Below are 21,737 nucleotides of genomic sequence, written 5' to 3'. Positions count from 1 at the left end.
ATGGACAGCATCCGATGGACCGTACTCCCCGACGGCGTCCTCGACGCGGGCTCCGTACGGGTGTCCGTCCTCGTGAGCCCGAGCCTCACCGGCATCAGCACGCTCGGACAGTCCGACGCCTTCAAGAACTGGCCGGAGCGGCTCGCCGCGCTGCTGCCCTCGCTGTGGCTCCAGTTCGACAGCGCGCAGGGCCCCGTCGTCAAGGAACTGCGGCCCACAGGCCGCTATCCGGCCGCCGACCGCACCCTGTGGCGGACCCTGTTCAACGACTCCACCTATGTCAGGGAGCCCCAGCGGCCGAACGCACTCGCCGCACAGGAGCGCCGCACCCTGCGCTCCTACCCGGGCAAGATGGTGCACGACGAGGTCACAGGGCTGTACAAGGCGGTCGCCGTGTACACCACGCAGAGCAGGCTCCGCACCGAATGGGCCCGTGAGGAGCGGGCGTTGTGCGAGGAGCCGCCCACGGACCACCGCGGCTGGGAGCTGCCCGGGCTTTTCCGCCTCGTCGACATGATCTCGGACCCGGTGCTCAAGCTCGGCCGCAACCTGGACGCCGGGTACGCGGTGCTCCAGACGGCCCTGCACCCCCGCGGCATCGACGCGAGGGACGACGAGAACGCACCGCGCTACATGGACCGCACGAGCGGCGTGTACACCAGCGAGGACAACAACAGAATGCTGCCGCTGGCCGAGGCGTCACGGTTCTACGACCGCGAGAAGCCCTCCGCCACGCTCGCCGAAGAGCCCCCGCACCGCGTCGACTTCCACGAGGCGTGCGGTCTCCTGGGCGACTATCCGGAGCTGCAGCGCCGGTTCGGCCTCGTGCTGGACCTGCGCTTCGCGGTGCCCGCCGCGGTGGGCGAGCAGTCGAAGGTCCGCGTGCACTTCGACGACCGCATCGCCGACGCGGGCCGCCTCAACGCCGCGGGCAACTGCCCCTGGACGAAGCTCCGTCACGTCCGGGGCAGCGTCTTCGAGGCGGCCGCCGGGGACAGCGGGGTGATCACCGGGCGCATGCTCAACCTCGGCGACCCCAAGACCTGGCACCTCACCGAACTCGACGTGGACGGCGCGGCCCTCAAACACATCGACTACGCCCGGACGATCGACAGCCTGTGGACCAGGGGCGAGGCGCGGAGCTCGGTGGCCCAGCAGATGCTGGGCACCGGCACGCCCGCGGCCCGTGGCGGCGGGATCACCCTGCTGCACACCGACCGCGACAAGCACCTCGCCGGGCAGATCGGCACCGACGTCGACCGCCAAGTCAGCGCTGGAGAGGTCGAGTTGACGGCCCAGGACCTGGTGCGCGGCTACCGCGTCGACATCGGCACCGTCGACCCGGTGACCGGCAAGGTCACCCAGTGGCGTTCGCTGCTGCGGCGCCGCGGCCACTATGTCGTCCGCCGCCCGGGCCAGCCGCCCGTCGAGATCACGGTCGGCCCCGACGAGGGACTGGTACGCGCCAGCGCCGTCACCACCGACGCGGTCGACGACCGTCAGCTGTACGGACACCAGGCCGTGTGCGGCTGGCACGGCTGGAGCCTCGCGGCTCCGCGCCCGGGCCGGACCATCGGCCTGGACGACAAGCCGGAAGCACCCGCTCCACCGGTGTCGCCGGATGTGCCGCTCGACACCAAGTTCACCGCCGAGCCCGGTTCGCTGCCGGCCCTGCGCTTCGGCAGGACCTACCGGATGCGCGCCAGGCTCGCCGATCTGACGGGCAACGGCCTCGACCACACGGCGAGCACCCCGGACGCGGTCCACTCGGACGCGATCACGTACGGCCGCTGGGAGCCGGTCCCCCAGCCCGTCGTGCTGCCGCTCCTGCCGTTCAACGAGGGCGAGTCCACCGAGCGCCTGGTCATCCGCAGCACCGTCACCGACGACGGCCGCGCGGTCTCCACCGACGAGTACGCCCTGCGGCACAACGACGTCCCCGACCACAAGGCCCACTCCGAGGTGGACGACCTCGACCGGCGGTACAAGCCGATCGCCGAGCGGCATATCGCGCCGCCGAAGACCGCGCTCCAGATGGCCGAGGAGCACGGGGTGTTCGACGCGGCCTTCGGCCCGGACAAGCCCGACCAGGCGCGTGAGGAGTACGTCACCGTCGCCTCGCGCGAGTCGGGCTCCTTCCTGGACACCAAGGTGCGCGACCCCGAGTGGCCCTACCGGGAGCACGACCTGCTGCGCGAGGGCGACATCCACATCGCCAAGCACGACGTGCACGACCCGCTGCCGCTCACCGCGCTTCCACTGCCCCGGCGCGGCGCCGAGCTGAAGCAGGGCGAGTTCGTGGTGCACAGCGCCGACCAGCTGCTCCTGCCGTACCTCCCGGACGTCCTGGCCGAGGGGGTCATGCTGCGCGGCCTGCCCGGCGACACGGAGAACCGCAAGATCCCCTTCCCCGGCCCGTGGCCGCAGGCCAAGCCGTTCAAGCTGTGCATCAAGGAGGGCACCGGCGAGCCGCACTGGCACGACGGCCTCATCGAGCGGGTGCTCGACGTGTTCCTGACCAAGGGCGAGATCGCCACCGTCCGGCTGAGCTGCTACGTCGACCCGCGGAAGCTCCCGTTGCTGCGCCAGTGGAGCCTGCTGACGGCATCCCCGTACTGGACCCAACTGCCCGCCGCCGACCGGACGTTCGTCACCCGCGCGAGCGCGGACGGTGAGAACTGGATGCTCACCCCGTGGACCGAGCTGACGCTGGTGCACGCGGTGGAGAAGCCCGTGCTCCGCCCCGAACTCGGCCAACTGGCCGCGGAGCGGACGTCCGAGCAGACCGCGGCCCAGGTGTCCGGCCGCCTGACCAGCCACTCCGAGAGCAGCGGCCACGTCGAGCTGGACGCGCACTGGAGCGAGTGGCTCGACGACGTCAGCCAGCCCGCGCCGAGCAGGATCGAGGGACACACGCACCTCGAAGACGTCGTCCTCGACTACACCGACGACGACGAACGGATCACCCGCGCGCACGAGTTCGGCGACACCCGGCACCGCGACGTCCGCTACACCCCGACCGCCGTCACGCGCTTTCGCGAGTACTTCCACCCCAGCCTCACCGAGGACCGGGCCAAGGTCACCCGCGTCGGCCCGGTCACCGCTCCCCTGTCGGTGCCGAGCGCGCGTCGGCCCGAGCCGCCGGTGATCGCCTATGTCGTACCGACCTTCCGGTGGGAGCGGACCGTCGACGAGGAGCACCACACGGTCACCCGCCGGCGCCGCTCGGCAGGACTGCGCGTCTATCTGAACCGGCCCTGGTACTCCTCGGGCGACGACGAGATGCTCGCCGTGATCCTGGACCCGGGCACGGCCCTGCCCGACACCCTCGCCACCCGCTGGGGCGTGGACCCCGTCTGGGCGGACACCACGGTCCTGCCCACCCCGTCGGCCGCGCACTTCCCGAACGCGGAGCGGCGCCCGACGGGCCTGCGGCTCGCCGAATCCCCGGACACGGCACCGGTGTTGGTGGACGCGGCCGCCTTCACGCCCGTGTACCACCGGGAGCGGCGGCTGTGGTACGTCGACATCGATGTGGACTTCGGCGCGGATGCCACGACGCGGACGGCCTACTTCCCGTACGTGCGCCTCGCCCTCGCCCGCTACCAGCCGCACTCGGTCGACCCGCTGCACCTGTCGAAGGTGGAGCGCGCGGAGTTCGCGCAGCTCGCCCCGCCCCGTTCGGTCAGCGGCCACCGCGAGGGCGACAGGCTCACCGTCCGGATGACCGGGCCCGCGGCGTTCAACGAGCTCGGCGAACTCGGCGGTTCCGGGGTACCGGCAGCGGCCGCGAGCAGGCGGGTCGTGGTGAGTCTGCAGAGCCGGGCGAGTCTGACCGAGGACGAGATGGACTGGCAGCCGCTCGGCGCGCCGGTGGAGCTGGCGTGCGGGGCGGACGCGGGCGGCTTCGCCTGGACCGGTGGGATCGCCGCGCCGGTCGGGCAGTTGCTGACGTCGTACCGCCTGCTCGTCCAGGAGTATGAGCTCTACCGCACGGACCGGGACACGGCGACCGACACCGTCACCGTGCGGGGCACCGTGCTGCCCGCCGCCCGGCGTCTGGTGCACGCCGACTTCTTCGGCCTGACCGTCGGCCTGCTCGGCCGGATCGACTTCGACCTCCGGGAGGACAGCGAATGAAGCGACGACCGTTCGCCTACTGCCTGATGACCCTCGCGCTGGCCCTGGTGTGGTCCTCGCCCGCTTCCGGCGCCCCGGCGAGCAGGTTCAACGACCCGCCGCCGCACCGCGGCGGCGCCGAGATCCGGATGACCGTGCTGGGCGGCACGTACAACTGTTCGTCAGGGTTCGCGGTGCGCAGGGTCGAGGACGGCAAGCGCGCCATGACCACCGCGGGGCACTGCCCCCTCGGTCTGATCAACGTGGACACGACGTCGGGCCAGTACCCCTTCGGCACGTTCGTCAGGACCTTCTACGACAACGTGGTGGACGCCGCGCTGGTCGCGGGGACCCCGCAGAAGCCGCAGCTGTACGCGCCGACGCTGTGGACCGACGGCGGCCCGCAGGGCAGCCCGGTCGCCCGGCGGGTGCTCGGCAAGGCCGACGGCCCGGTGGTCGACCAGAAGGTGTGCGTCAGCGGCAAGGTGACCAAGCTGGTCTGCGACATCGAGGTCTACAACCTCACCAGCGGCGAGTCGTGCGGCGAGGAGCCGCCGCACATCTGCACGCGCGGTCTCGTCCTCGCGGGCAAGGAGGGCAAGAACATCGTGAAGGCGGGCGACTCGGGCGCGCCCGTGTTCGTCCCCATCGACACGGAGATCGACGGGCACAAGGTGTACGGCGCCATGCTCGTCGGCATGCTGGTCGGCGGCGGCCCCCGGGTCGAGCACGGACCCGAGGACCTGGTGGTGTTCCACCCCATCAAGCAGATCGAGTGCTCGCTGAACGCCAGGGTGCTGACCACGGCGGAGGCGGAGTCGGGCGACACGACACCGCCGCCCCCGCGCGACGACTGCGCGGGGACGGGCTGACTCCGGGAATCAGAAGACGGGCTGATTCCCGGCGCTCAGGAGAGGGGGATCAGGAGAGGGGGATCAGAAGATGGAGAGACCCGTATGCGTCGTGAAGCGGTCGAGCGCGGCGACACCCGCGACCGAGTTGCCGCGCTCGTCCAGGCCGGGACTCCACACGCACACGGTGCAGCGTCCCGGCACGACCGCGATGATGCCGCCGCCCACGCCGCTCTTGCCCGGCAGGCCCACCCGGTGCGCGAAGTCACCGGCCGCGTCGTAGGTGCCGCAGGTCAGCATCACCGCGTTGACCTGCTTGGCCCGGCTCCTGGAGAGCAGGGTGGAGCCGTCGGCCCTTATCCCGTGCCGGGCCAGGAATCCGGCGGCCAGGGCCAGATCGCCGCAGGACGCCTCGATGGAGCACTGCCGGATGTACTGGTCGAGCAGTTCGGGGACCGAGCAGGTGATGTTGCCGTACGACGCCATGAAGTGCGCGAGGGCGGCGTTGCGGTCGCCGTGGGCGGCCTCCGAGTCGGCGACGGCCAGGTCGAAGGTGAGGTCGGGATTCCCGGATTCGGCGCGCAGGAAGTCGCGCAGTGTTCCGCTGGCGTCGCCCGTCAGGAACTGCAGGCGGTCGGTGACGACGAGCGCGCCGGCGTTGATGAACGGATTGCGGGGGATGCCGTTCTCGTACTCCAGCTGCACCAGTGAGTTGAAGGGGTTGCCGGACGGCTCGCGGCCGACGTGCTCCCACAGCTCGTCGTCCTCCTGGGCGAGCGCGAGGGCCAGGGTGAAGACCTTGGTGATGGACTGCGTGGAGAAGGGCTGCTGCCAGTCGCCGACCCCGTGGACCGTGCCGTCGAGTTCGGCGACGGCCATGCCGAAGCGGTTCGGGTCGACCGCGGCAAGCGCCGGAATGTAATCGGCGGGGCGGCCGCGGCCCGGGGTGGCCTCGATCTCGCCGGCGATGCGGTCAAGGACGGACTGGAAAGAGTCGGACACGCAGGCTCACTTCGACTTCGTACGGTAGTGCTTGAGCCACACCTTATCCGGCACAGTCGGGACGAAAGGGAACACCTCCCCGTCGCCCCCCTGCCACCTCCCTGTCACCTCCCCTTCGCCGCCCCGGACCGCCCGTCAGGCGCCGACGTACTCCGCCAGATGCTCCCCGGTGAGCGTGGAGCGGGCGGCGACGAGCTCGGCGGGGGTGCCCTCGAAGACGATCGTGCCGCCGTCGTGGCCCGCGCCTGGCCCGAGGTCGATGATCCAGTCGGCGTGCGCCATGACCGCCTGGTGGTGCTCGACGACGATCACCGACTTGCCGGAGTCGACGAGCCGGTCGAGCAGCGCGAGGAGCTGCTCGACATCGGCGAGGTGCAGACCCGTGGTCGGCTCGTCCAGGACGTAGACGCCGCCCTTGTCGCCCATGTGCGTGGCCAGCTTGAGCCGCTGCCGCTCGCCGCCGGAGAGCGTGGTGAGCGGCTGGCCGAGGCTGAGGTAGCCGAGCCCGACGTCGACGAGCCGGTCGAGGATCTTGTGCGCGGCGGGGGTGTGCGCGTCGCCCGAACCGAAGAAGGCCTCGGCCTCGGTCACCGACATCGCGAGCACCTCGCTGATGTCGCGGCCACCGAGGTGGTATTCGAGCACCGAGGCCTGGAACCGCTTGCCCTCGCAGTCCTCGCAGGGACTGGCGACACCGGCCATCATCGCCAGGTCGGTGAAGATGACGCCCGCGCCGTTGCACGTGGGGCAGGCGCCCTCGGAGTTGGCGCTGAACAGCGCGGGCTTGACTCCGTTGGCCTTGGCGAAGGCCTTGCGGATCGGGTCGAGCAGTCCGGTGTACGTCGCGGGGTTGCTGCGCCGCGAGCCCTTGATCGGGGACTGGTCGACGGAGACCACGTCCGCGTCGCCCGGGATCGAGCCGTGCACGAGCGAGCTCTTGCCGGAACCGGCGACACCGGTGATGACGGTGAGTACGCCGAGCGGAATGTCGACGTCGACGTCCCGCAGGTTGTTCGCCGAGGCGCCGCGGATCTCCAGCGCGTCCTTGGGCGTACGCGCCGTCTCCTTGAGGGAGGAGCGGTCGTCGAAGTGGCGGCCCGTGCTGGTCCCACTGGCCCGCAGTCCCTCGACGGTGCCCTCGAAACAGACGGAGCCGCCCGCCGTGCCCGCGCCGGGGCCGAGGTCGACGACGTGGTCGGCGATCGCGATGGTCTCCGGCTTGTGCTCGACGACGAGCACCGTGTTGCCCTTGTCCCGCAGCCGGAGCAGCAGGTCGTTCATCCGCTGGATGTCGTGGGGGTGCAGTCCGATGGTCGGCTCGTCGAAGACGTAGGTGACGTCGGTGAGCGAGGAGCCGAGGTGGCGGATCATCTTGACGCGCTGCGCCTCGCCACCGGACAGGGTGCCCGCGGGGCGGTCGAGCGCGAGATAGCCGAGGCCGATCTCCACGAACGAGTCGAGGGTCTGCCGCAGCGCGGTGAGAAGCGGGGCCACCGAGGGGTCGGACAGGCCGCGCACCCATTCGGCCAGGTCGCGGATCTCCATCGCGCAGGCGTCGGCGATGGAGATCCGCTTGATCTTCGAGGACCTGGCGCCCTCGCTGAGCCGGGTGCCCTCGCACTCGGGACAGGTGGTGAAGGTGACCGCCCGCTCCACGAAGGCGCGGATGTGCGGCTGCATCGCTTCCTTGTCCTTGGACAGGAAGGACTTCTGGATCTTGGGGATCAGGCCTTCGTACGTCAGGTTGACGCCGTTGACCTTGACCTTGACCGGCTCTCCGTAGAGGAAGGCTTGCAGTTCCTTCTTGGTGTACCTACGGATCGGCTTGTCCGGGTCGACGAAGCCTGACTGGGCGTAGACCTGCACGGTCCACTGGCTGTCCGACTTCCAGCCGGGGATGGTGAACGCGCCCTCGGCGAGCGACTTGGAGTCGTCGTACAGCTGGGTGAGGTCGATGTCGGAGACGCTGCCCCGGCCCTCGCAGCGCGTGCACATGCCGCCGGTGCGCTGGAAGGTCGCCTTCTGCGCCTTGGTCTTGTCGCCGCGCTCGACGGTGATCGCGCCGCTGGCCTTCACCGACGCGGTGTTGAAGGAGTACGCGCTGGGCGGGCCGATGTGCGGCTTGCCGAGACGGCTGAAGAGGATGCGGAGCATCGCGTGGGCGTCGGTGGCGGTGCCGACCGTGGAGCGCGGGTCGGAGCCCATCCGCTGCTGGTCGACGGTGATCGCGGTGGTCAGGCCGTCGAGGACGTCGACCTCGGGGCGGGCGAGGGTGGGCATGAAGCCCTGCACGAAGGCGCTGTAGGTCTCGTTGATCATCCGCTGGGACTCCGCGGCGATCGTGTTGAACACCAGCGAGCTCTTGCCCGAGCCCGAGACCCCGGTGAACACCGTCAGGCGGCGCTTGGGGATCTCGATGCTGATGTCCTTGAGGTTGTTCTCGCGCGCGCCGTGCACGCGGATCAGGTCGTGGCTGTCGGCGGTGTGCGGCACGGGCGACCGGTCTTCCGTCCTCTTGGGCATGCTCGTCGTGTCTCCCTCTGTCGCGCGGGCCGCCTTCGCGGTCTCCGTCGGCCTCGTCCGGCTCGATCCAACCAGCTTCGAGAGTGGTCTGCGGTGCGATCGGGGCGGGCGCCGCACGGGCTGTACGCGTGCGGCGCCCGGCGCCCGACCCGGGTCACTGCTTGCGCGGCTGGCTGAAACGCAGCATGTTGCCCGCGGGGTCGCGGAAGGCGCAGTCCCGGACGCCGTACGGCTGGTCGATCGGCTCCTGGAGCACCTCGCCGCCCGCGGAGCGGATGCGTTCGAAGGTGGCGTCGCAGTCGTCGGTCCGGAAGATGACGCCGCGCAGCAGGCCCTTGGCGAGCAGCTCGGAGACGGCCTTGCGGTCGGCGGCGGCCGCGTTCGGGTCCGCGAGCGGGGGCTCGAGCACGATGTCGACGTCGGGCTGCGTGGGTGAGCCGACGGTCACCCAGCGCATGTCCTCGTAGCCGACGTCGTTGCGCACCTCCAGGCCGAGGACGTCCCGGTAGAAGGTGAGCGCCTTGTCGTGGTCGTCGACGGCGATGAAGGTCTGAGAGAGGTTGATGTCCATGCGCTTCACGCTACGAGCGCCGGCCCGGGGCCGCTTCTCCATTCCTGACCGGTTGCGTCCCTGCCTCTCCGGTGGCTCACCGGCGTCCGCCGAACTCCCAGTCGTGCACCTCGATGCCCGCGTACCGGTCCTCGGTCAGCACGGCCCGTGCCTCCTCCGGCCCCGGGGCCCTGACCAGCGCGGCCGTGCCGAGCCAGGTGTCGCCGTCGTCGGAGAGCAGCGGCCCGTACGCGATGAGCTCGTCCTTCTCGGCCGGTACGGCGAGGTCGACGGCCTCCCCGGAACCGAGGCCGAGCACCAGATACCGGTTACCGCCGGTGTTCCCGCCGGGGAACTCCCACATGGTGCGGCCCAGCAGATCGCGCCAGCGGCGCAGCAGGACGTCCCGGTAGACCCCGGCCTGGTACCCCGGCTCGTCGAAGGCGAACGCGCGGGCGGCCGCGAGGTCGGGAAGATCGACGATGTGCACACTGCCGGTGGGCGTCTCACCGTCGGCGCCGAAGGTGGGACCGCGGGCGATCATCCGCTCCTGGTAGTGGTCCATGTAGGACCAGTGGTCCTCCAGCAACTCTTCGCGCAGGGCGAGGGATCCGGGCCGGTCTCGGTGATAACAGAGGAACTCCATGCGGACAGACTGTCCCGGATGTGCGGCGGGGCTCAAGGGGGTTTGGACGGGGTGGGTGGGTGGCCCACCCCTCCGGTCGTCAGCCGGTCTCGTCCGCCGCCTCCTCCCCCGTGTCGTACCAGAACGCGCCCTGTACGGATCCCCGGCCCTTGGGTGCGCCGTCGCCGCCGATCCACCAGGTTTCCAGGCTGCTGGGGATGCGCGACACCGCGGCCACCCCGCTGTAGGCGGCGCCGCTGCCGAACGCGGAGTGCTGGTAGGCGGTCCACTTGCCGCCCTCGTACCAGAACGCGCCCTTCACCTCTCGTTGCGGGCCGACCCACCAGATCTCCATGCTGCCGGGGATCCGGGAGACCGCGGCGATTCCGGTGCCGGGCGAAGCGCCTGCGTTCGGGGCGATGCGGTAGCGGGCCCACTGGCCGCCCTCGTACCAGTAGGCGCCGTCCAGGGCGGCGATGGCGCTCCCGGTGTCACCGACCCACCAGATCTCCATACTGCCGGGCACGCGGGAGACCGCGGCCATGCCGCCGTTCACGGACGCGCTGCGGTCCGGGGCGATCTGGTAGCGGGCCCACTGGCCGCCTTCGTACCAATAGGCGCCCTCCACCGAACCGTTGGCACCGATCCACCACAACTCCATGCTGCCCGGGATGCGGGACACGGCAGCCACGCCACCGCGCACCGCTGCGCTGCCGCCAGGGGCGATCTGGTAGCGGGCCCACTGGCCACCCTCGTACCAATAGGCGCCCTCCACCGAACCGTTGGCACCGATCCACCACAACTCCATGCTGCCCGGGATCCGGGAGACCGCGGCGATGTTGCCCTCGTTGTTCACGCTGCCGTTCGGGGCGATCTGGTAGCGGGCCCACGAGCCGCCCTCGTACCAATAGGCGCCCTCCACCGAACCGTTGGCACCGATCCACCACAGCTCCATGCTGCCCGGGATGCGGGAGACCGCGGCCATGCCGCCGCTGACCGAGGTGCTGCCGTTCGGAGCGATCTGCTGGCGCGTCCACTGGCCGCCTTCGTACCAATAGGCGCCTTCGACCGACTGGTTGATTCCGGTCCACCAGACTTCCATGCTGGTGGAGATCCGCGAGAGCGCCGTGATGCCACGGGTGTCAGTGGCGCTGCGTTCCGGCGCAAGGTTGTATTCGTGCCATGAAGCGCACATCGGGATTCCCCTTCCACTTCCGCACCGGAAATTAGCAATGGGGGAAGGGCGGGGCACCGGCGTGCAATCGCGCGCTGGAGGCACGGTCGTACCCCCGGCGCGCACCGTTTTCCGGGCGTTCTCCTGGTCGATCAGTCGATGACGGCCGTGGCTTCGACCTCGACCAGATGGTCGGGGACGGACAGGGCCGCCACCCCGATCAGGGTGGCCGGGGGCACCGGCGTGACGCCCAGTTCCGCGGCCGCCCGGGAGATGCCCTCCAGGAGCAGCGGCATCTTGTCGGGGGTCCAGTCGACGACATACACGGTCAGCTTCGCCACGTCGGCGAAGGAGCCGCCGATCTCGGCCAGGGCGGTGCGGACGTTGAGGTAGCACTGCTCGACCTGGGCGGCGAGGTCACCCGCGCCGACGGTCTTGCCGTCGGCGTCCCAGGAGACCTGTCCCGCGATGAAGACCTGCTTCGACCCGGTCGCGATCGACACCTGCCGATAGACGTCGATCTCCGGCAGTCCGCTCGGATTCACCAGGGTGATGGCCATGCCGTACGTCTCCTCTGTTGTCTCTTCCGGTTACTTGGGAACCGTAGGAGAGCGGCTTCTGACAGGGAAGAACGCACTTTTTCGAAACCGGGTCACCTCCTGGTGACCCAGGAGCTCAGCGGCCGGTTCCCCGGAGTGGCGCGAGCGCCGCGTCGTCCACCGGCGCCGTCCCCGTGAGCGTGCCCAGGAGGGCGCGGGCGAGGACGGTGGCCGAGTCGACCCGGGTGTCCTCGGGTTCGTCGCCGGTGGCGCCGGCGATGACGGCGTCGCGCACCCACTGGGAGCTGTCGAGCCCGCCGAAGAGTTCGGGGAAGGAGAGCGCCATCAGGCACACCCCGACGTTCGCCGACATGATCGACTGCGCGGCCAGCTCGACGGACGTACGCAGCCTGCCGGCCTCCGCGCAGCGCCGCACCGCGGAGCGCAGCAGCTCCTGGGCGTCGTCGATGGCCCGGGGCTTGGGGTCGCCAAGGGGCGTGAACATCAGCCGGTACAGGTGGGGGTTCCCGAGCGCGTACGCGACGTGGCTGTCCCAGGCGACCCGCAGATCGGCGACCGGGTCCGCGGTCAGCGGGTTCTTCCGCTTGTTCGCGAGGAAGCGCTCGAACCCTAGGTCGGCGACGGCCGTGAGCAGGCCCTGCTTGTCGCCGAACTGCCGGTAGATCTCCGGCATGCCCACGCCCGCGCGGTCGCAGATCGCCCGGGTGGAGATGGCCGACGCGTCCTTGGTGGCGAGGAGCTCCGAGGTGGCTTCGAGGATGCGGTCACGTGCGGCAGACATGCGCCCGATGATAACGCCGCTAACACCTCGGGGCCCGGTACGGACCCGCTCTCGGCCTGGTCGGCGCGGGCTCCAGCACGGACTTCAGCGCTTCACCTACGACCATTGGAATCATCGCTAACTCCTCGTGTTAGCGTTACTAACACCTGAGGGGTTCCTCCCCCAGGTGCGTTTTCCACCGCTCGTAGCGAAAGTGCTGGTGCCCTGATGCAACGCAGACGCCCGAAGCTCCTCCGCCTCACGACCGCGGCCGTCGCCGCCACCGCCGGGATGTCCCTGCTCGCCGCGTGCGGCTCCGGCGACGGGGACGGCGACGGCGACGGGAAGGGGGCCGCGGACGCCAAGTCGCCCGCCGCGCGGCCCGGGCCCGCCGCGGGCCGGGACTTCTCCGTGACGCACATCGGAGGGCCGACCACGATCGTGGAGATCGCCGGTGCCCGGATCCTGCTCGACCCGACCTTCGACGAACCGAAGAAGTACAAGAGCGGCCTGGAGAAGACGGCGGGCCCGGCCCTCCGCGCCGACGAGATCGGGAAGATCGACGCCGTCCTGCTCTCCCACGACCAGCACGACGACAACCTCGACGACTCGGGCCGCGCGCTGCTCGAAAAGGTCCCCGTCGTACTCTCCACGCCCGGCGCCCACCAGCGGCTCGGCGACCACGTCAAGGGCATGAAGAGCTGGTCCTCGCACGACCTCAAGGTCTCCGGCAGGACCATCAAGGTCACCGCCGTGCCCGCCCTGCACGGCCCGGACGGCGTGGACCGCGGCGCGGACGGCGAGGTCACGGGCTTCGCGCTGAGCGGCAAGGGCGTCCCGACCACCTACATCTCCGGGGACAACGCCTCGGTCAAGGTGGCCGAGAAGGCCGGCGCCGGGATCGAGAAGCGGTTCGGCGCGATCGACACGGCGATCCTCTTCGCGGGCGCCGCCCGCACCCCGGCCATCCTCGACAACGCGCCGCTGACGCCGACGTCGAAGAACGCCGCGGCCGTCGCCGAGGCCCTCTCCCCGCGCAAGGTCGTCCCGGTCCACACGGACAGCTGGAACATCTACTCCCAGGACATGAAGAGCCTGGTCAAGGCCTTCGAGAAGCGCGGCGTCGAGGACGAACTCGTCGTCCCCGCCCCGGCGGGAAAGCCCAAGTCCCTGCGCTGACCGGCGCGTTCACCCCTACACGACACTTCGCACTCCTCGCATCCCCTGTACGAAAGGACCCCGTCATGACCGTCTCCCGCACCCTGCGTGACGTCGTCGGACTCGACAACACCCTGCCCCGGCTCAGCGAGTCGGCGCTCATCATGATCGACTTCCAGAACACCTACCGGACCGGCGTCATGCGGCTCGAAGGTGCCGAGGAGGCACTGGCGGCCGGTGCCCGGCTGCTGACCGCCGCCCGCGCCGCGGGCACCCCCGTCGTGCACATCGTCAACGACGGCGGCGAGGGCACGCCGTACGACATCCGGGCCGAGATCGGCGCCATCAGCCCCGAGGTCGCCCCGGTCGACGGCGAGCACGTCGTCGTCAAGCAGGTCCCGAACGCCTTCCACGGCACCGACTTGGAGAAGGTCCTGCGCGACCACGGCGTCGGCACCGATCTGGTCCTCGCCGGGTTCATGACGCACATGTGCGTGCAGTTCACCGCCCAGGGCGCGTTCAACCTCGGCTACCGCCCCACGGTCGTCGCCGAGGCCACCGCCACGCGCGCGCTGCCCGCGCCCGGCGGGGCACCCCTGTCCGCCGATGCCCTGCGGACGGCGGCGCTCACCACGGTGGCCGACCTCTTCGGCACGGTGGCCCCGACGGTCGACGACCTCGCCGTCTAGGACCACCGCTCCCCGGCGCACGGTCGTCATCGGTGCGCCGGGGAGCGGAGCCGAGTCCGACCGAGTCCCGACATCGCGTTTGCGTGACGGGCGTCGCAATCGCAAGGAACTGCGAACGGAATCCCCTTCCCGGCTCCACATGATCTCCACGAGATCCATGACCAACGGTTGAGGCTTGGACCAACTCCCAGCTCAGCGGCGTTTATTACTCATTCTTTGGCAAGATTTTGCTCTGTCATCAAAGGTTAATGCGATGGCAAAGTGAGGGTCACGGCAGCGGTTCACGCTGTCTTCGGGGCGCCCCGGGCGCCCGCCTCCACGGCGGGCCGCGCCGCCCCACCGTCACCATCGACCCGACCACACCGCGTCACGGCTTCCGCCGCACCGACGCAGGAGGCAGGCCACCTTGCAATCACTGATCGAGAACGCCCGTACCTTCGCCGCCACGCACGTGGCGGATCCCCAGAACGCCGCGGCCTTCGAGGCACTCGGAGCCGGACAGTCGCCCGAAGCGCTGTTCGTCACCTGCTCCGACTCACGCGTCGTCCCGACCCTCATCACCGGGGCGAACCCCGGTGAACTCTTCGAACTCCGCACGGCGGGCAACGTCGTGCCGCCCTATCCGTCCTGCGGCCCGATAGCCGCCGAAGGACGCCCCATGAGCGAGGCGGCCACCATCGAGTACGCGGTGTGCGTGCTCGGCGTCCGCGACATCGTGGTCTGCGGGCATTCGCACTGCGGGGCGGTCGGCGCGCTCGTGCGCCGCGAAGACCTCTCCGCCGTACCGGCCGTACGCGACTGGCTCGAACTCTCCGTCGCGCCCGACGCCGCCCTGCGCTCACTGGCCACCACCTCGATGGACGTCGCCGAAGCGGTGCAGGCGCACGTCCTCGACCAGGTGGAGATACTGCGCTCGTACCCCTGCGTCAGCGAGCGGACCGCCGATGGTTCGCTCACCCTGCACGCCTGGTACTACGAGGTGCACACGGGCACCGTCGCCGCCCACCGTCCGTCGTCGGACGGCCGACCGGTCTTCAGTCCACTGTGAGTGCCGCCGCGCCCCACCGCCCGGCCCACTCCCACGACAGGACCCCCCACCCTCATGTCCTCCTTCACCTCCCACTTCCTGACCCCCTACCGCGCGCTGCGTGAACCGGGCGCCGTGCGCCGGGACTTCCTCGCCTCGCTCGTCGTCTTCCTCGTCGCCCTGCCGCTCTGCGTCGGAGTGGCCGTCGCCTCCGGCGTGCCCGCAGAACTGGGCCTGGTCACCGGCATCGTCGGCGGTCTGGTCGTCGGCTTCCTGCCGGGCAGCGCCCTCCAGGTCAGCGGTCCCGCCGCCGGACTCACCGTGCTCGTCTTCGAGGCGGTACAGGAGTTCGGCCTCGGCATGCTCGGCGCGATCGTGCTGCTCACCGGCGCGCTCCAGATAGCCCTCGGCCTGCTGCGCTGCGGCCGCTGGTTCCGCGCGATCTCGGTCTCCGTCGTCCAGGGCATGCTGGCGGGCATCGGACTCGTACTGATCCTCGGTCAGCTGTACACCATGGCGGGCGCGGAGCAGCCGCGCTCCGGGGTCGAGAAGATCACCGGGCTGCCCGGACTGCTCGTCGACACCCTGAGCGGCACCACGGCGCTGACCGCCGCGGCCGTCGGGTTCGGCACCATCGCCGTGCTCGTGCTGTGGCCCAAACTGCCGCCGTCCGTGCGCCTGGTGCCCGCGCCGCTGGCCGCCGTCGCCCTCGCCACCGCCGTGACCGCCGGGTTCCGTCTGGACGTCGCGAACGTGACGGTGCGCGGCCTGGTCGACGCGATCCAGCCACCGGGACTCGGTGATCTGGCGGAGCTCGGCAGCGTCGCCGTGCTCGGCACCGTCCTGGCGTTCACCCTGATCGCCTCCGCCGAATCGCTGTTCAGCGCGGCCGCCGTGGACCGCATGCACGACGGACCCCGTACGCACTACGACAAGGAGCTCGTCGCCCAGGGCGTCGGCAACACGGTGTGCGGCGTGCTCGGCGCCCTGCCGATGACCGCGGTCATAGTCCGCAGCTCGGCCAACGTGCAGGCAGGCGCCCGCACTCCGCTCTCCCGCGTCCTGCACGGCGCGTGGCTGCTGCTCTTCGCCGTGCTGCTGCCCGCCGCGCTCGGCGTCATCCCGCTTGCGGCGCTCGCCGGTGTCCTGGTGCACGCGGGCTGCAAGCTGATCCCCGTCAAGGAGATCGTCCCGTTGGCCCGCGCGCACCGTGGCGAGGCCGTCGTCCTCGCCACGACCGCGATCGCCATCGTCGTGACCAACATGTTCGAGGGCGTGGTCATCGGCCTGGTCCTCGCGGTGGTCAAGTCCGCGTGGGACACCTCCCACGTGCACGTGGACGTACGGGAGTTGACCGGTGGCCGCCTGGTCGTGACCCTCACGGGGAACGCCACCTTCCTGCGGCTGCCGCGCATCCTGGAGACGCTGGAGGCCATGCCCAAGGACCGGCCGATAGAGCTGGACCTGACGGTCGTGCGCCACTTGGACCACGCGTGCCGTACGACGTTGGAGAACTGGGCGCTGCGGCACAACGACAGCGGTACGGAGGCGGTGCGCATGATGCTGCCCGTGGCCGGTTCCGTGGCCGACCCGCCTGCCGCCGCCGCGGCCGATTCCAGAGTCGAGGAGTCCGCGAAGGCGCGGACCCGACGCTGACACCAGCCCCGACGACCGGGGCCCGACCCGCCGCGCGCCGACGTGCCCGCGCGCGGCGGGCTCGGCGTGCCCGCGTGCCACGACTGGCCGTATCCGGACGCAGGAATGCGATTTACGCCATCCAGTCCGCCCCCATTGACACCCCCTTGACCATCTCTTTACGTTTGATGGCGAGGGGACAAACACCCTCAAAAGCTAATCAGCTAGGAGATTTCACTATGGAGCAGCTCATCAAGCGCATGACCGAAGAGACCGTGTGGCAGAAGTGGGTCGCCGCCAACTCCGCCCAGGGCGCGAAGGACGGCTGTATCAGCGCCACCGCGAAGAGCGGCTGCATCAGCGCCACCGGCAAGGCCGGTTGCATCTCCTGACCCGCTGATGTTTCACGGGGCCGCCGCCGCCGTCACGGTGGCGGCCCCGCCCCTCCTCCACCACCCCGGAGCCCCCTTGAACCGCCTGCCGAGCGCCGACGTCCTTGACCAGGTCCGCGACATCCCCCTCTACCGCGACTCCGTGGAGCGCGGGGAGTTCCCGATCCTCGAGAAGCCGGAGATCGCCCGGGGCTTCCCCGACAACTGGATGACCCCCGACCTCGCCCGCGCGCTGGAGGCGGGCGACGCCGAGTACGTGCTGTCCACCGGGACCAACCACGCCCGGATGCGGCTCATCCGGCCGCCGTACTTCCTGCTCCGCTCCTACTACCGGCTGTGGAGCGAGCACCCCGACCTCGCGGCGAGCTGGCACGAGGGCGCCCGGCGGATCTCCCTGACCACCGTGCTCGCCACCGAGCACGTCGCCCGCGTCAACGCCGCCAAGCCCGGCGCGACACCCGGCGAGCGCTGGCTCGACGACCGCACGCTGTACCTCAACCGCCGCCTGGACCCCGCCGATTGGGACCGCGCCGAGGTCGAGCGGATGCTCGCCGAGATCCGTGAGGTCAGTGCCGCGCACCCCGGCGGCTCGTACCTCCTGGACTGCTCCGGGAACCATCTGGCGCAGCTGGTCCGCAAGGTCACCGAATGGGACCTGTGGGACCGCTTCCCCCGTCCCTCCGGCATCGTGCACGCCTATGAGTACGCGCCGTTGAACGTCCGCGCGTATCTGCGGTCCCGCTTCGACTGCCCCGTCGTCGACCTCTTCGGCAGTACGGAACTGGGCTACCTCTTCTACAGCGACGCGGACGGCGGCTACCGGCCCTATCTGCACGACATGAGCGTGGAACTGATCCCGGTGGAGCCGGGCAGCGGCATCCACAGCCTCATCGTCACCAGCGTCCGCAATCCGTACATGCCCCTGGTCCGCTACCGGTCGGGAGACTGCGTGCGCACCAGCGACGGCGGCACCGACCCCGAGCGGATCGTCTCCTTCTGCGGCCGCGAGAAGGAGCTCCTGCCCGCACCCGAAGGGCCGGTCGCGCAGGCAGATCTCGACGCCCGCGTCGCCGCCGTCTCGCCCCGCGTCTTCCTGCAGCAGCTGCACCTGACCGGGGAAGGGACCTGCCGCCTGCGGTACACGACCTTCGACGGCAAGCCGCTCGCCCCCGGCGACGAGACCGAACTCGCCCTGTCCGTCCATGCGTTGACAGGACGCGCCTGCACCGTGGAACACCTCGACCACGTGCCCATCGGACGCTCCGGCAAATACGCCTGGCTGACCACGCAGGACCCGGCGTGACCACGCGCCCCTACGCACAGGACCCCACCATGCACACGGACACCCGCACGCCTCACGGCACCGCCCCCACCGCCGAGGAACTGCTCGGCACCGCCCTGCACGACGAGGTGGTCCGGTACTTCGCGGAGCGGCCCGACGCCCCGGACGCCACCTTCGTCACGTACCAAGTACGCGAATGTCTGCGCTACCTCTACCTCGTCTCCCGCCACCCCGACCGGCTCGGCGGCCTCTTCCTCCCCGTCGAGCAGGACATCGACGAGATCTGGCACTACCTCATCCTGCAGACCCGCGAGTACCGGGAACTGTGCGAACAGCGGCTCCCCGGCGGCCACTTCATCCACCATCGCAGCGTGTCGTACGACGCCTACCAGGCCGAACCCGGACGCGAGACGGCCGCCGAGGAAGCACTGCGGTGGATCCCCCTCTACACCGCCGCGTTCGGCCCCTTCGACGCGGACGCCCTGCCGCACTGGACGGTCGTGCGGTTCCTGCACGACCAACTGGGCCTGTCCCTCGCGGAGATCGCGGACGTCGACGCCGTCGCGGGGACACCGGCATGACCGTCACGGCGCCGCGCGCCGGGGGCGCGGCGCCGCCTGACGTACGACGGCGCGTCATGACCGTGCTCGTCGTCTCGCAGACGCTCGGCGGCGCGGGCATGGCCGCGGGCATCACCGTCGGCGCGCTCCTCGCCGAGGACCTGCTCGGCTCCACCGGCCTGGCCGGACTGCCGACCGCGCTGTTCACCGGGGGCGCGGCCGTCGGCGCCGCGGCCATCGGCCGCATCTCGCAGCGCCACGGGCGCCGTCCGGGCCTCGCGCTCGGCCACGGCGCCGCCGCGCTCGGCAGCGCGGGAGTCGTCGCGGGCGCCGCCTGGCAGTGGGCGTGGCTGCTTCTGGCGTCGCTCTTCGTGTACGGGGCCGGTACCGCGACCGGGCTCCTCGCGCGGTACGCGGGCGCCGACATCGCCCCGCCCGAGCGGCGCGGCCGCGCCACCGGCACGGTGCTGCTCGCCACGACGCTGGGCGCGGTCGTCGGCCCGAACCTCGTCGGCCCGACGGGCGCGCTCGCGCACGCGTGGGGCATTCCGCGTCTCGCGGGGCCCTTCCTGCTCGCCGCGGTCGCCTACGCGGCGGCGGGTCTCGTGCTGTGGGGGTGGCTGCGGCCGGATCCGCTGCTTCTTGCCCGGACGGCGCCGGAGGCGAGTGCGACGCCCGAGCCGGGCTCGGAACCGGCGCCGGAGCCGAGCGCAGCGCCCACGTCCGCCCCTGTTCCCGCGCCCCGGTCGGCAGCGGCGCGTTCCACACGGTCCGACCGCCCCGCCCCCGGCCTCGTCACCGGCGCGACCGTGATGATCACCGCCCAGCTGGTGATGATCGCCGTGATGACGATGACGCCCGTCCACATGACCGGGCACGGCCACGGCACCCAGGCCGCCGGGTTCGTCATCGCGTTGCACGTGGGCGCGATGTTCCTGCCGTCGCCGCTGAGCGGACTGCTCGTGGACCGGATCGGGCGGCTGCCCGTGGCGGCCGCGTCCGGCGCCGTGCTGCTCGCGGCCTGCCTGGTCGCCGCGCTTGCCCCGCCGACCGGCATGGTGGCGCTGTCCTGCGCGCTCGTCCTGCTCGGCGTGGGCTGGAACCTGGCGCTGGTCAGCGGCACAGCGCTGATCACCGATGCCGTGCCGGGGGAACGCCGCGCCTCCGTGCAGGGCTTGGTCGACGTCGGTGTCTCCCTGGCGGGCGCGACCGGCGGCATGGCGTCAGGACTGGTGGTGGCGGGCGGCGGCTATCCGCTCCTCGCGGTCGCGGCGGGCACGCTCGCCCTCGCGGTGATCCCCGTGGTGGCGCTGCGGGGCGCCGCCCGGTCCTGACCTCCGGCAGATCAGGCGGTCGGGCGGCGCCCAGGCGCGCGTCAGCGGTGGGCGTCGAGCACCTTGCGGAGCGCCCCGGCGAACTCCTCCGGGGCACCCTGCTGGCCGAACTCGCCACCGAGGAAGCCCCCGTGGTGACTGGGGAAGATCACCGGCGCGGAGCCGAGACGGGCGGCGATCTCCGCCGCGGCGCGGGCGGCGAGTTCGCCCTCGGACTCCTCGCCCGCCGCGAGCACGACGTGCGTCGACGCGGCGCCGAGTGCGGCGAAGTCGGGCAGGTAGCCCGTGCACGTACGGAGGTTCTGGCCGAGCAGCGGATCGTCGCGCGAACCGTCGTCCTCGGCGGGCAGGCCGAAGTCGGCAGGGGCGGGGACCGGTTCGTCCCGCCAGTTGTCCTGGAAGGGGCCCTTCCGGCCCGTCACCGCGATGAACTTGGCCATCGCGGGTCCCATTCCCTCGCGCAGATACGTCTCGTGCAGATCCGCGCAGACCGCGAGGGCCGCGGCTCGGTCCGGCAGGACCTGTGCCGTCGGCGGCTCGTGCGCGACGAGCGTGTGCACGAGCTCCGGGTGCGCGGCGACCAGGGCCAGCGCGTTGACGGCGCCACCACTGCTGGCGAACAGGTCCACGGGGCCCGCCCCGAGCGCCTCGATCACCCGGCGCACGTCGTCGGCGTGCTCCTCGGGCGTCGACTCCACCGCACCGTCCGTACGGACACTGCGGCCCACCCCGCGCGGGTCGTAGGTGACGACGGTCCGGTCGGCGAAGTGCGAGGACAGCGAGGCGAAACCACTGGCGTCCATCGGCGAGCCGATGAGTACGAGCACCCGGTCGCCGTCCGCCGCGGTGGTCAGCGGGCCCCGGATGTCGTACTGGATCTCGGCACCGTGCGTGGCCAGCTTGTGCGTCACCGGATCGGGCATGGCTGTCTCCTCAGTCGTTCTGGGTCGTCATGTCGTTCACCGGTACAGACCGCCGCCGACGCCGGAACTCATCGCACGGGCTGCGCCTTTCGCGCCCCCGTGTCCGCGCAGTGTTCGAGGGGGTTCACGAAGAACTGCACCGCTCCGGACGCGACGACCTCCGCCATGACCCGCTGCCAGCGGGGCGAGCAGTCCTCCAAGGTCTTGGCGACCTCGTAGTAACAGAGGCCGGACTCGAAGCGGTCCTTGATGGCGGCGCAGGGTTCCGGGGCATCGGCCTTCGGGGCATCGGCCTTCGGGACGGCGGGGGCTACGGCGGGGGCGGCGGCGCCCGCGGAACCTGTTGTGAGGACGGCGGCCAGCATCACGCCCCCGGCCAGGGACGCGGCGAGGCGGCGGGGACGGGGCGTGGTCAGAGGGCGGTGCATGGTGTGGCTCCTTCTCGGGTGACCGATCGACCGGGTCGCGTGACTCCATAACCGGGGTAACGGTGACCGGGTAACTGGGTCACCGCCTGTCCGGCTGACCGGGCGTCATGCCCCTGCCGCTCGCGCTCGCCGTCGTCTACCGTCG

The 21,737-nt window shown here is 71.1% G+C and carries 19 protein-coding genes; 10 read left to right on the top strand and 9 right to left on the bottom strand.

The features are described from left to right. On the top strand, window positions 1-4,140 hold the full coding sequence (locus tag CP970_RS39295) for a hypothetical protein (protein ID WP_055549783.1): 4,140 nt from the start codon (window positions 1-3) through the stop codon (window positions 4,138-4,140). Continuing rightward, window positions 4,137-4,991: a chymotrypsin family serine protease gene (locus CP970_RS39290; protein WP_150494559.1), complete on the top strand. Its 855-nt coding sequence runs from the start codon at window positions 4,137-4,139 to the stop codon at window positions 4,989-4,991. The genes CP970_RS39295 and CP970_RS39290 overlap by 4 nt, the downstream gene beginning before the upstream one ends. Window positions 4,992-5,054: 63 nt before the next feature. On the opposite strand, the gene CP970_RS39285 is transcribed toward CP970_RS39290, so the two are convergent. The 7 genes from CP970_RS39285 to CP970_RS39255 all read right to left on the bottom strand — a co-directional run bounded on the left by CP970_RS39285 (window position 5,055) and on the right by CP970_RS39255 (window position 12,185). Further along, a complete protein-coding gene (locus CP970_RS39285) occupies window positions 5,055-5,972 on the bottom strand; it encodes a glutaminase (protein ID WP_055549788.1) in 918 nt (305 codons plus the stop codon). Window positions 5,973-6,107: 135 nt separating this feature from the next. Further along, on the bottom strand, window positions 6,108-8,495 hold the full coding sequence (locus CP970_RS39280) for an ATP-binding cassette domain-containing protein (protein WP_150494557.1): 2,388 nt from the start codon (window positions 8,493-8,495) through the stop codon (window positions 6,108-6,110). Between the two features lie 154 nt (window positions 8,496-8,649). Next, complete coding sequence (locus CP970_RS39275) at window positions 8,650-9,066, bottom strand: VOC family protein (RefSeq protein ID WP_055557175.1); 417 nt, start codon at window positions 9,064-9,066, stop codon at window positions 8,650-8,652. A gap of 76 nt (window positions 9,067-9,142) precedes the next feature. Continuing rightward, window positions 9,143-9,691 carry a YciI family protein gene (locus tag CP970_RS39270; protein ID WP_150494555.1) on the bottom strand — a complete coding sequence of 183 codons (549 nt, stop codon included), beginning with the start codon at window positions 9,689-9,691 and terminating at the stop codon, window positions 9,143-9,145. Between the two features lie 79 nt (window positions 9,692-9,770). After that, window positions 9,771-10,772: a hypothetical protein gene (locus CP970_RS39265; RefSeq protein WP_150494553.1), complete on the bottom strand. Its 1,002-nt coding sequence runs from the start codon at window positions 10,770-10,772 to the stop codon at window positions 9,771-9,773. Between the two features lie 224 nt (window positions 10,773-10,996). Then, window positions 10,997-11,404 carry a RidA family protein gene (locus CP970_RS39260; protein ID WP_055554127.1) on the bottom strand — a complete coding sequence of 136 codons (408 nt, stop codon included), beginning with the start codon at window positions 11,402-11,404 and terminating at the stop codon, window positions 10,997-10,999. A 115-nt stretch (window positions 11,405-11,519) separates the two neighbouring features. Next, window positions 11,520-12,185: a TetR/AcrR family transcriptional regulator gene (locus tag CP970_RS39255; protein ID WP_055554129.1), complete on the bottom strand. Its 666-nt coding sequence runs from the start codon at window positions 12,183-12,185 to the stop codon at window positions 11,520-11,522. Between the two features lie 207 nt (window positions 12,186-12,392). On the opposite strand from CP970_RS39255, the gene CP970_RS39250 reads away from it, so the two are divergent. The 8 genes from CP970_RS39250 to CP970_RS39220 all read left to right on the top strand — a co-directional run bounded on the left by CP970_RS39250 (window position 12,393) and on the right by CP970_RS39220 (window position 20,241). Then, on the top strand, window positions 12,393-13,343 hold the full coding sequence (locus tag CP970_RS39250; protein WP_079043914.1) for an MBL fold metallo-hydrolase: 951 nt from the start codon (window positions 12,393-12,395) through the stop codon (window positions 13,341-13,343). 65 nt (window positions 13,344-13,408) lie between these two features. Continuing rightward, the gene (locus CP970_RS39245; RefSeq protein ID WP_055554137.1) at window positions 13,409-14,011 is read left to right on the top strand and encodes an isochorismatase family protein; all 603 of its coding nucleotides are present in this window, start codon (window positions 13,409-13,411) and stop codon (window positions 14,009-14,011) included. 406 nt (window positions 14,012-14,417) lie between these two features. Further along, window positions 14,418-15,059: a carbonic anhydrase gene (locus CP970_RS39240; protein ID WP_055554139.1), complete on the top strand. Its 642-nt coding sequence runs from the start codon at window positions 14,418-14,420 to the stop codon at window positions 15,057-15,059. A gap of 54 nt (window positions 15,060-15,113) precedes the next feature. Further along, complete coding sequence (locus CP970_RS39235) at window positions 15,114-16,694, top strand: SulP family inorganic anion transporter (RefSeq protein ID WP_055556098.1); 1,581 nt, start codon at window positions 15,114-15,116, stop codon at window positions 16,692-16,694. Window positions 16,695-16,912: 218 nt separating this feature from the next. Beyond that, window positions 16,913-17,065, top strand: coding sequence for a hypothetical protein (locus CP970_RS44480; RefSeq protein WP_169801307.1), 153 nt, complete (start codon window positions 16,913-16,915; stop codon window positions 17,063-17,065). A 76-nt stretch (window positions 17,066-17,141) separates the two neighbouring features. After that, window positions 17,142-18,368 (top strand): phenylacetate--CoA ligase family protein, encoded by a 1,227-nt coding sequence (locus CP970_RS39230; RefSeq protein WP_055556104.1) that lies wholly within the window; start codon window positions 17,142-17,144, stop codon window positions 18,366-18,368. A gap of 29 nt (window positions 18,369-18,397) precedes the next feature. Continuing rightward, a complete protein-coding gene (locus CP970_RS39225) occupies window positions 18,398-18,928 on the top strand; it encodes a glycine-rich domain-containing protein (RefSeq protein WP_055556100.1) in 531 nt (176 codons plus the stop codon). Further along, on the top strand, window positions 18,925-20,241 hold the full coding sequence (locus tag CP970_RS39220; protein ID WP_055556096.1) for an MFS transporter: 1,317 nt from the start codon (window positions 18,925-18,927) through the stop codon (window positions 20,239-20,241). Before CP970_RS39225 ends, CP970_RS39220 begins: the two co-directional genes overlap by 4 nt. Window positions 20,242-20,282: 41 nt before the next feature. Here CP970_RS39220 and CP970_RS39215 read toward each other — a convergent pair whose 3' ends face one another. Then, window positions 20,283-21,164 carry an alpha/beta fold hydrolase gene (locus CP970_RS39215; protein ID WP_055556094.1) on the bottom strand — a complete coding sequence of 294 codons (882 nt, stop codon included), beginning with the start codon at window positions 21,162-21,164 and terminating at the stop codon, window positions 20,283-20,285. Between the two features lie 68 nt (window positions 21,165-21,232). Next, a complete protein-coding gene (locus tag CP970_RS44475; protein WP_191095009.1) occupies window positions 21,233-21,592 on the bottom strand; it encodes a hypothetical protein in 360 nt (119 codons plus the stop codon). Window positions 21,593-21,737 lie beyond the last annotated feature (145 nt).

The sequence above is a fragment of the Streptomyces kanamyceticus genome (assembly GCF_008704495.1).
Taxonomy (GTDB): Bacteria; Actinomycetota; Actinomycetes; order Streptomycetales; family Streptomycetaceae; genus Streptomyces; species Streptomyces kanamyceticus.
Note: the sequence above shows the minus strand (reverse complement) of the source record. Positions and strands in the feature narration are given on the sequence as shown.

What these genes read in the sequence shown, in the direction of transcription:
- CP970_RS39295 (WP_055549783.1), top strand. Translation starts at nt 1, where the DNA reads ATGGACAGCATCCGATGGACCGTACTCCCCGACGGCGTCCTCGACGCG.
- CP970_RS39290 (WP_150494559.1), top strand. Translation starts at nt 4,137, where the DNA reads ATGAAGCGACGACCGTTCGCCTACTGCCTGATGACCCTCGCGCTGGCC.
- CP970_RS39280 (WP_150494557.1), bottom strand. Translation starts at nt 8,495, where the DNA reads ATGCCCAAGAGGACGGAAGACCGGTCGCCCGTGCCGCACACCGCCGAC.
- CP970_RS39275 (WP_055557175.1), bottom strand. Translation starts at nt 9,066, where the DNA reads ATGGACATCAACCTCTCTCAGACCTTCATCGCCGTCGACGACCACGAC.
- CP970_RS39270 (WP_150494555.1), bottom strand. Translation starts at nt 9,691, where the DNA reads ATGGAGTTCCTCTGTTATCACCGAGACCGGCCCGGATCCCTCGCCCTG.
- CP970_RS39265 (WP_150494553.1), bottom strand. Translation starts at nt 10,772, where the DNA reads ATGGAAGTCTGGTGGACCGGAATCAACCAGTCGGTCGAAGGCGCCTAT.
- CP970_RS39260 (WP_055554127.1), bottom strand. Translation starts at nt 11,404, where the DNA reads ATGGCCATCACCCTGGTGAATCCGAGCGGACTGCCGGAGATCGACGTC.
- CP970_RS39255 (WP_055554129.1), bottom strand. Translation starts at nt 12,185, where the DNA reads ATGTCTGCCGCACGTGACCGCATCCTCGAAGCCACCTCGGAGCTCCTC.
- CP970_RS39250 (WP_079043914.1), top strand. Translation starts at nt 12,393, where the DNA reads ATGCAACGCAGACGCCCGAAGCTCCTCCGCCTCACGACCGCGGCCGTC.
- CP970_RS39245 (WP_055554137.1), top strand. Translation starts at nt 13,409, where the DNA reads ATGACCGTCTCCCGCACCCTGCGTGACGTCGTCGGACTCGACAACACC.
- CP970_RS39235 (WP_055556098.1), top strand. Translation starts at nt 15,114, where the DNA reads ATGTCCTCCTTCACCTCCCACTTCCTGACCCCCTACCGCGCGCTGCGT.
- CP970_RS44480 (WP_169801307.1), top strand. Translation starts at nt 16,913, where the DNA reads ATGGAGCAGCTCATCAAGCGCATGACCGAAGAGACCGTGTGGCAGAAG.
- CP970_RS39225 (WP_055556100.1), top strand. Translation starts at nt 18,398, where the DNA reads ATGCACACGGACACCCGCACGCCTCACGGCACCGCCCCCACCGCCGAG.
- CP970_RS39220 (WP_055556096.1), top strand. Translation starts at nt 18,925, where the DNA reads ATGACCGTCACGGCGCCGCGCGCCGGGGGCGCGGCGCCGCCTGACGTA.
- CP970_RS39215 (WP_055556094.1), bottom strand. Translation starts at nt 21,164, where the DNA reads ATGCCCGATCCGGTGACGCACAAGCTGGCCACGCACGGTGCCGAGATC.
- CP970_RS44475 (WP_191095009.1), bottom strand. Translation starts at nt 21,592, where the DNA reads ATGCACCGCCCTCTGACCACGCCCCGTCCCCGCCGCCTCGCCGCGTCC.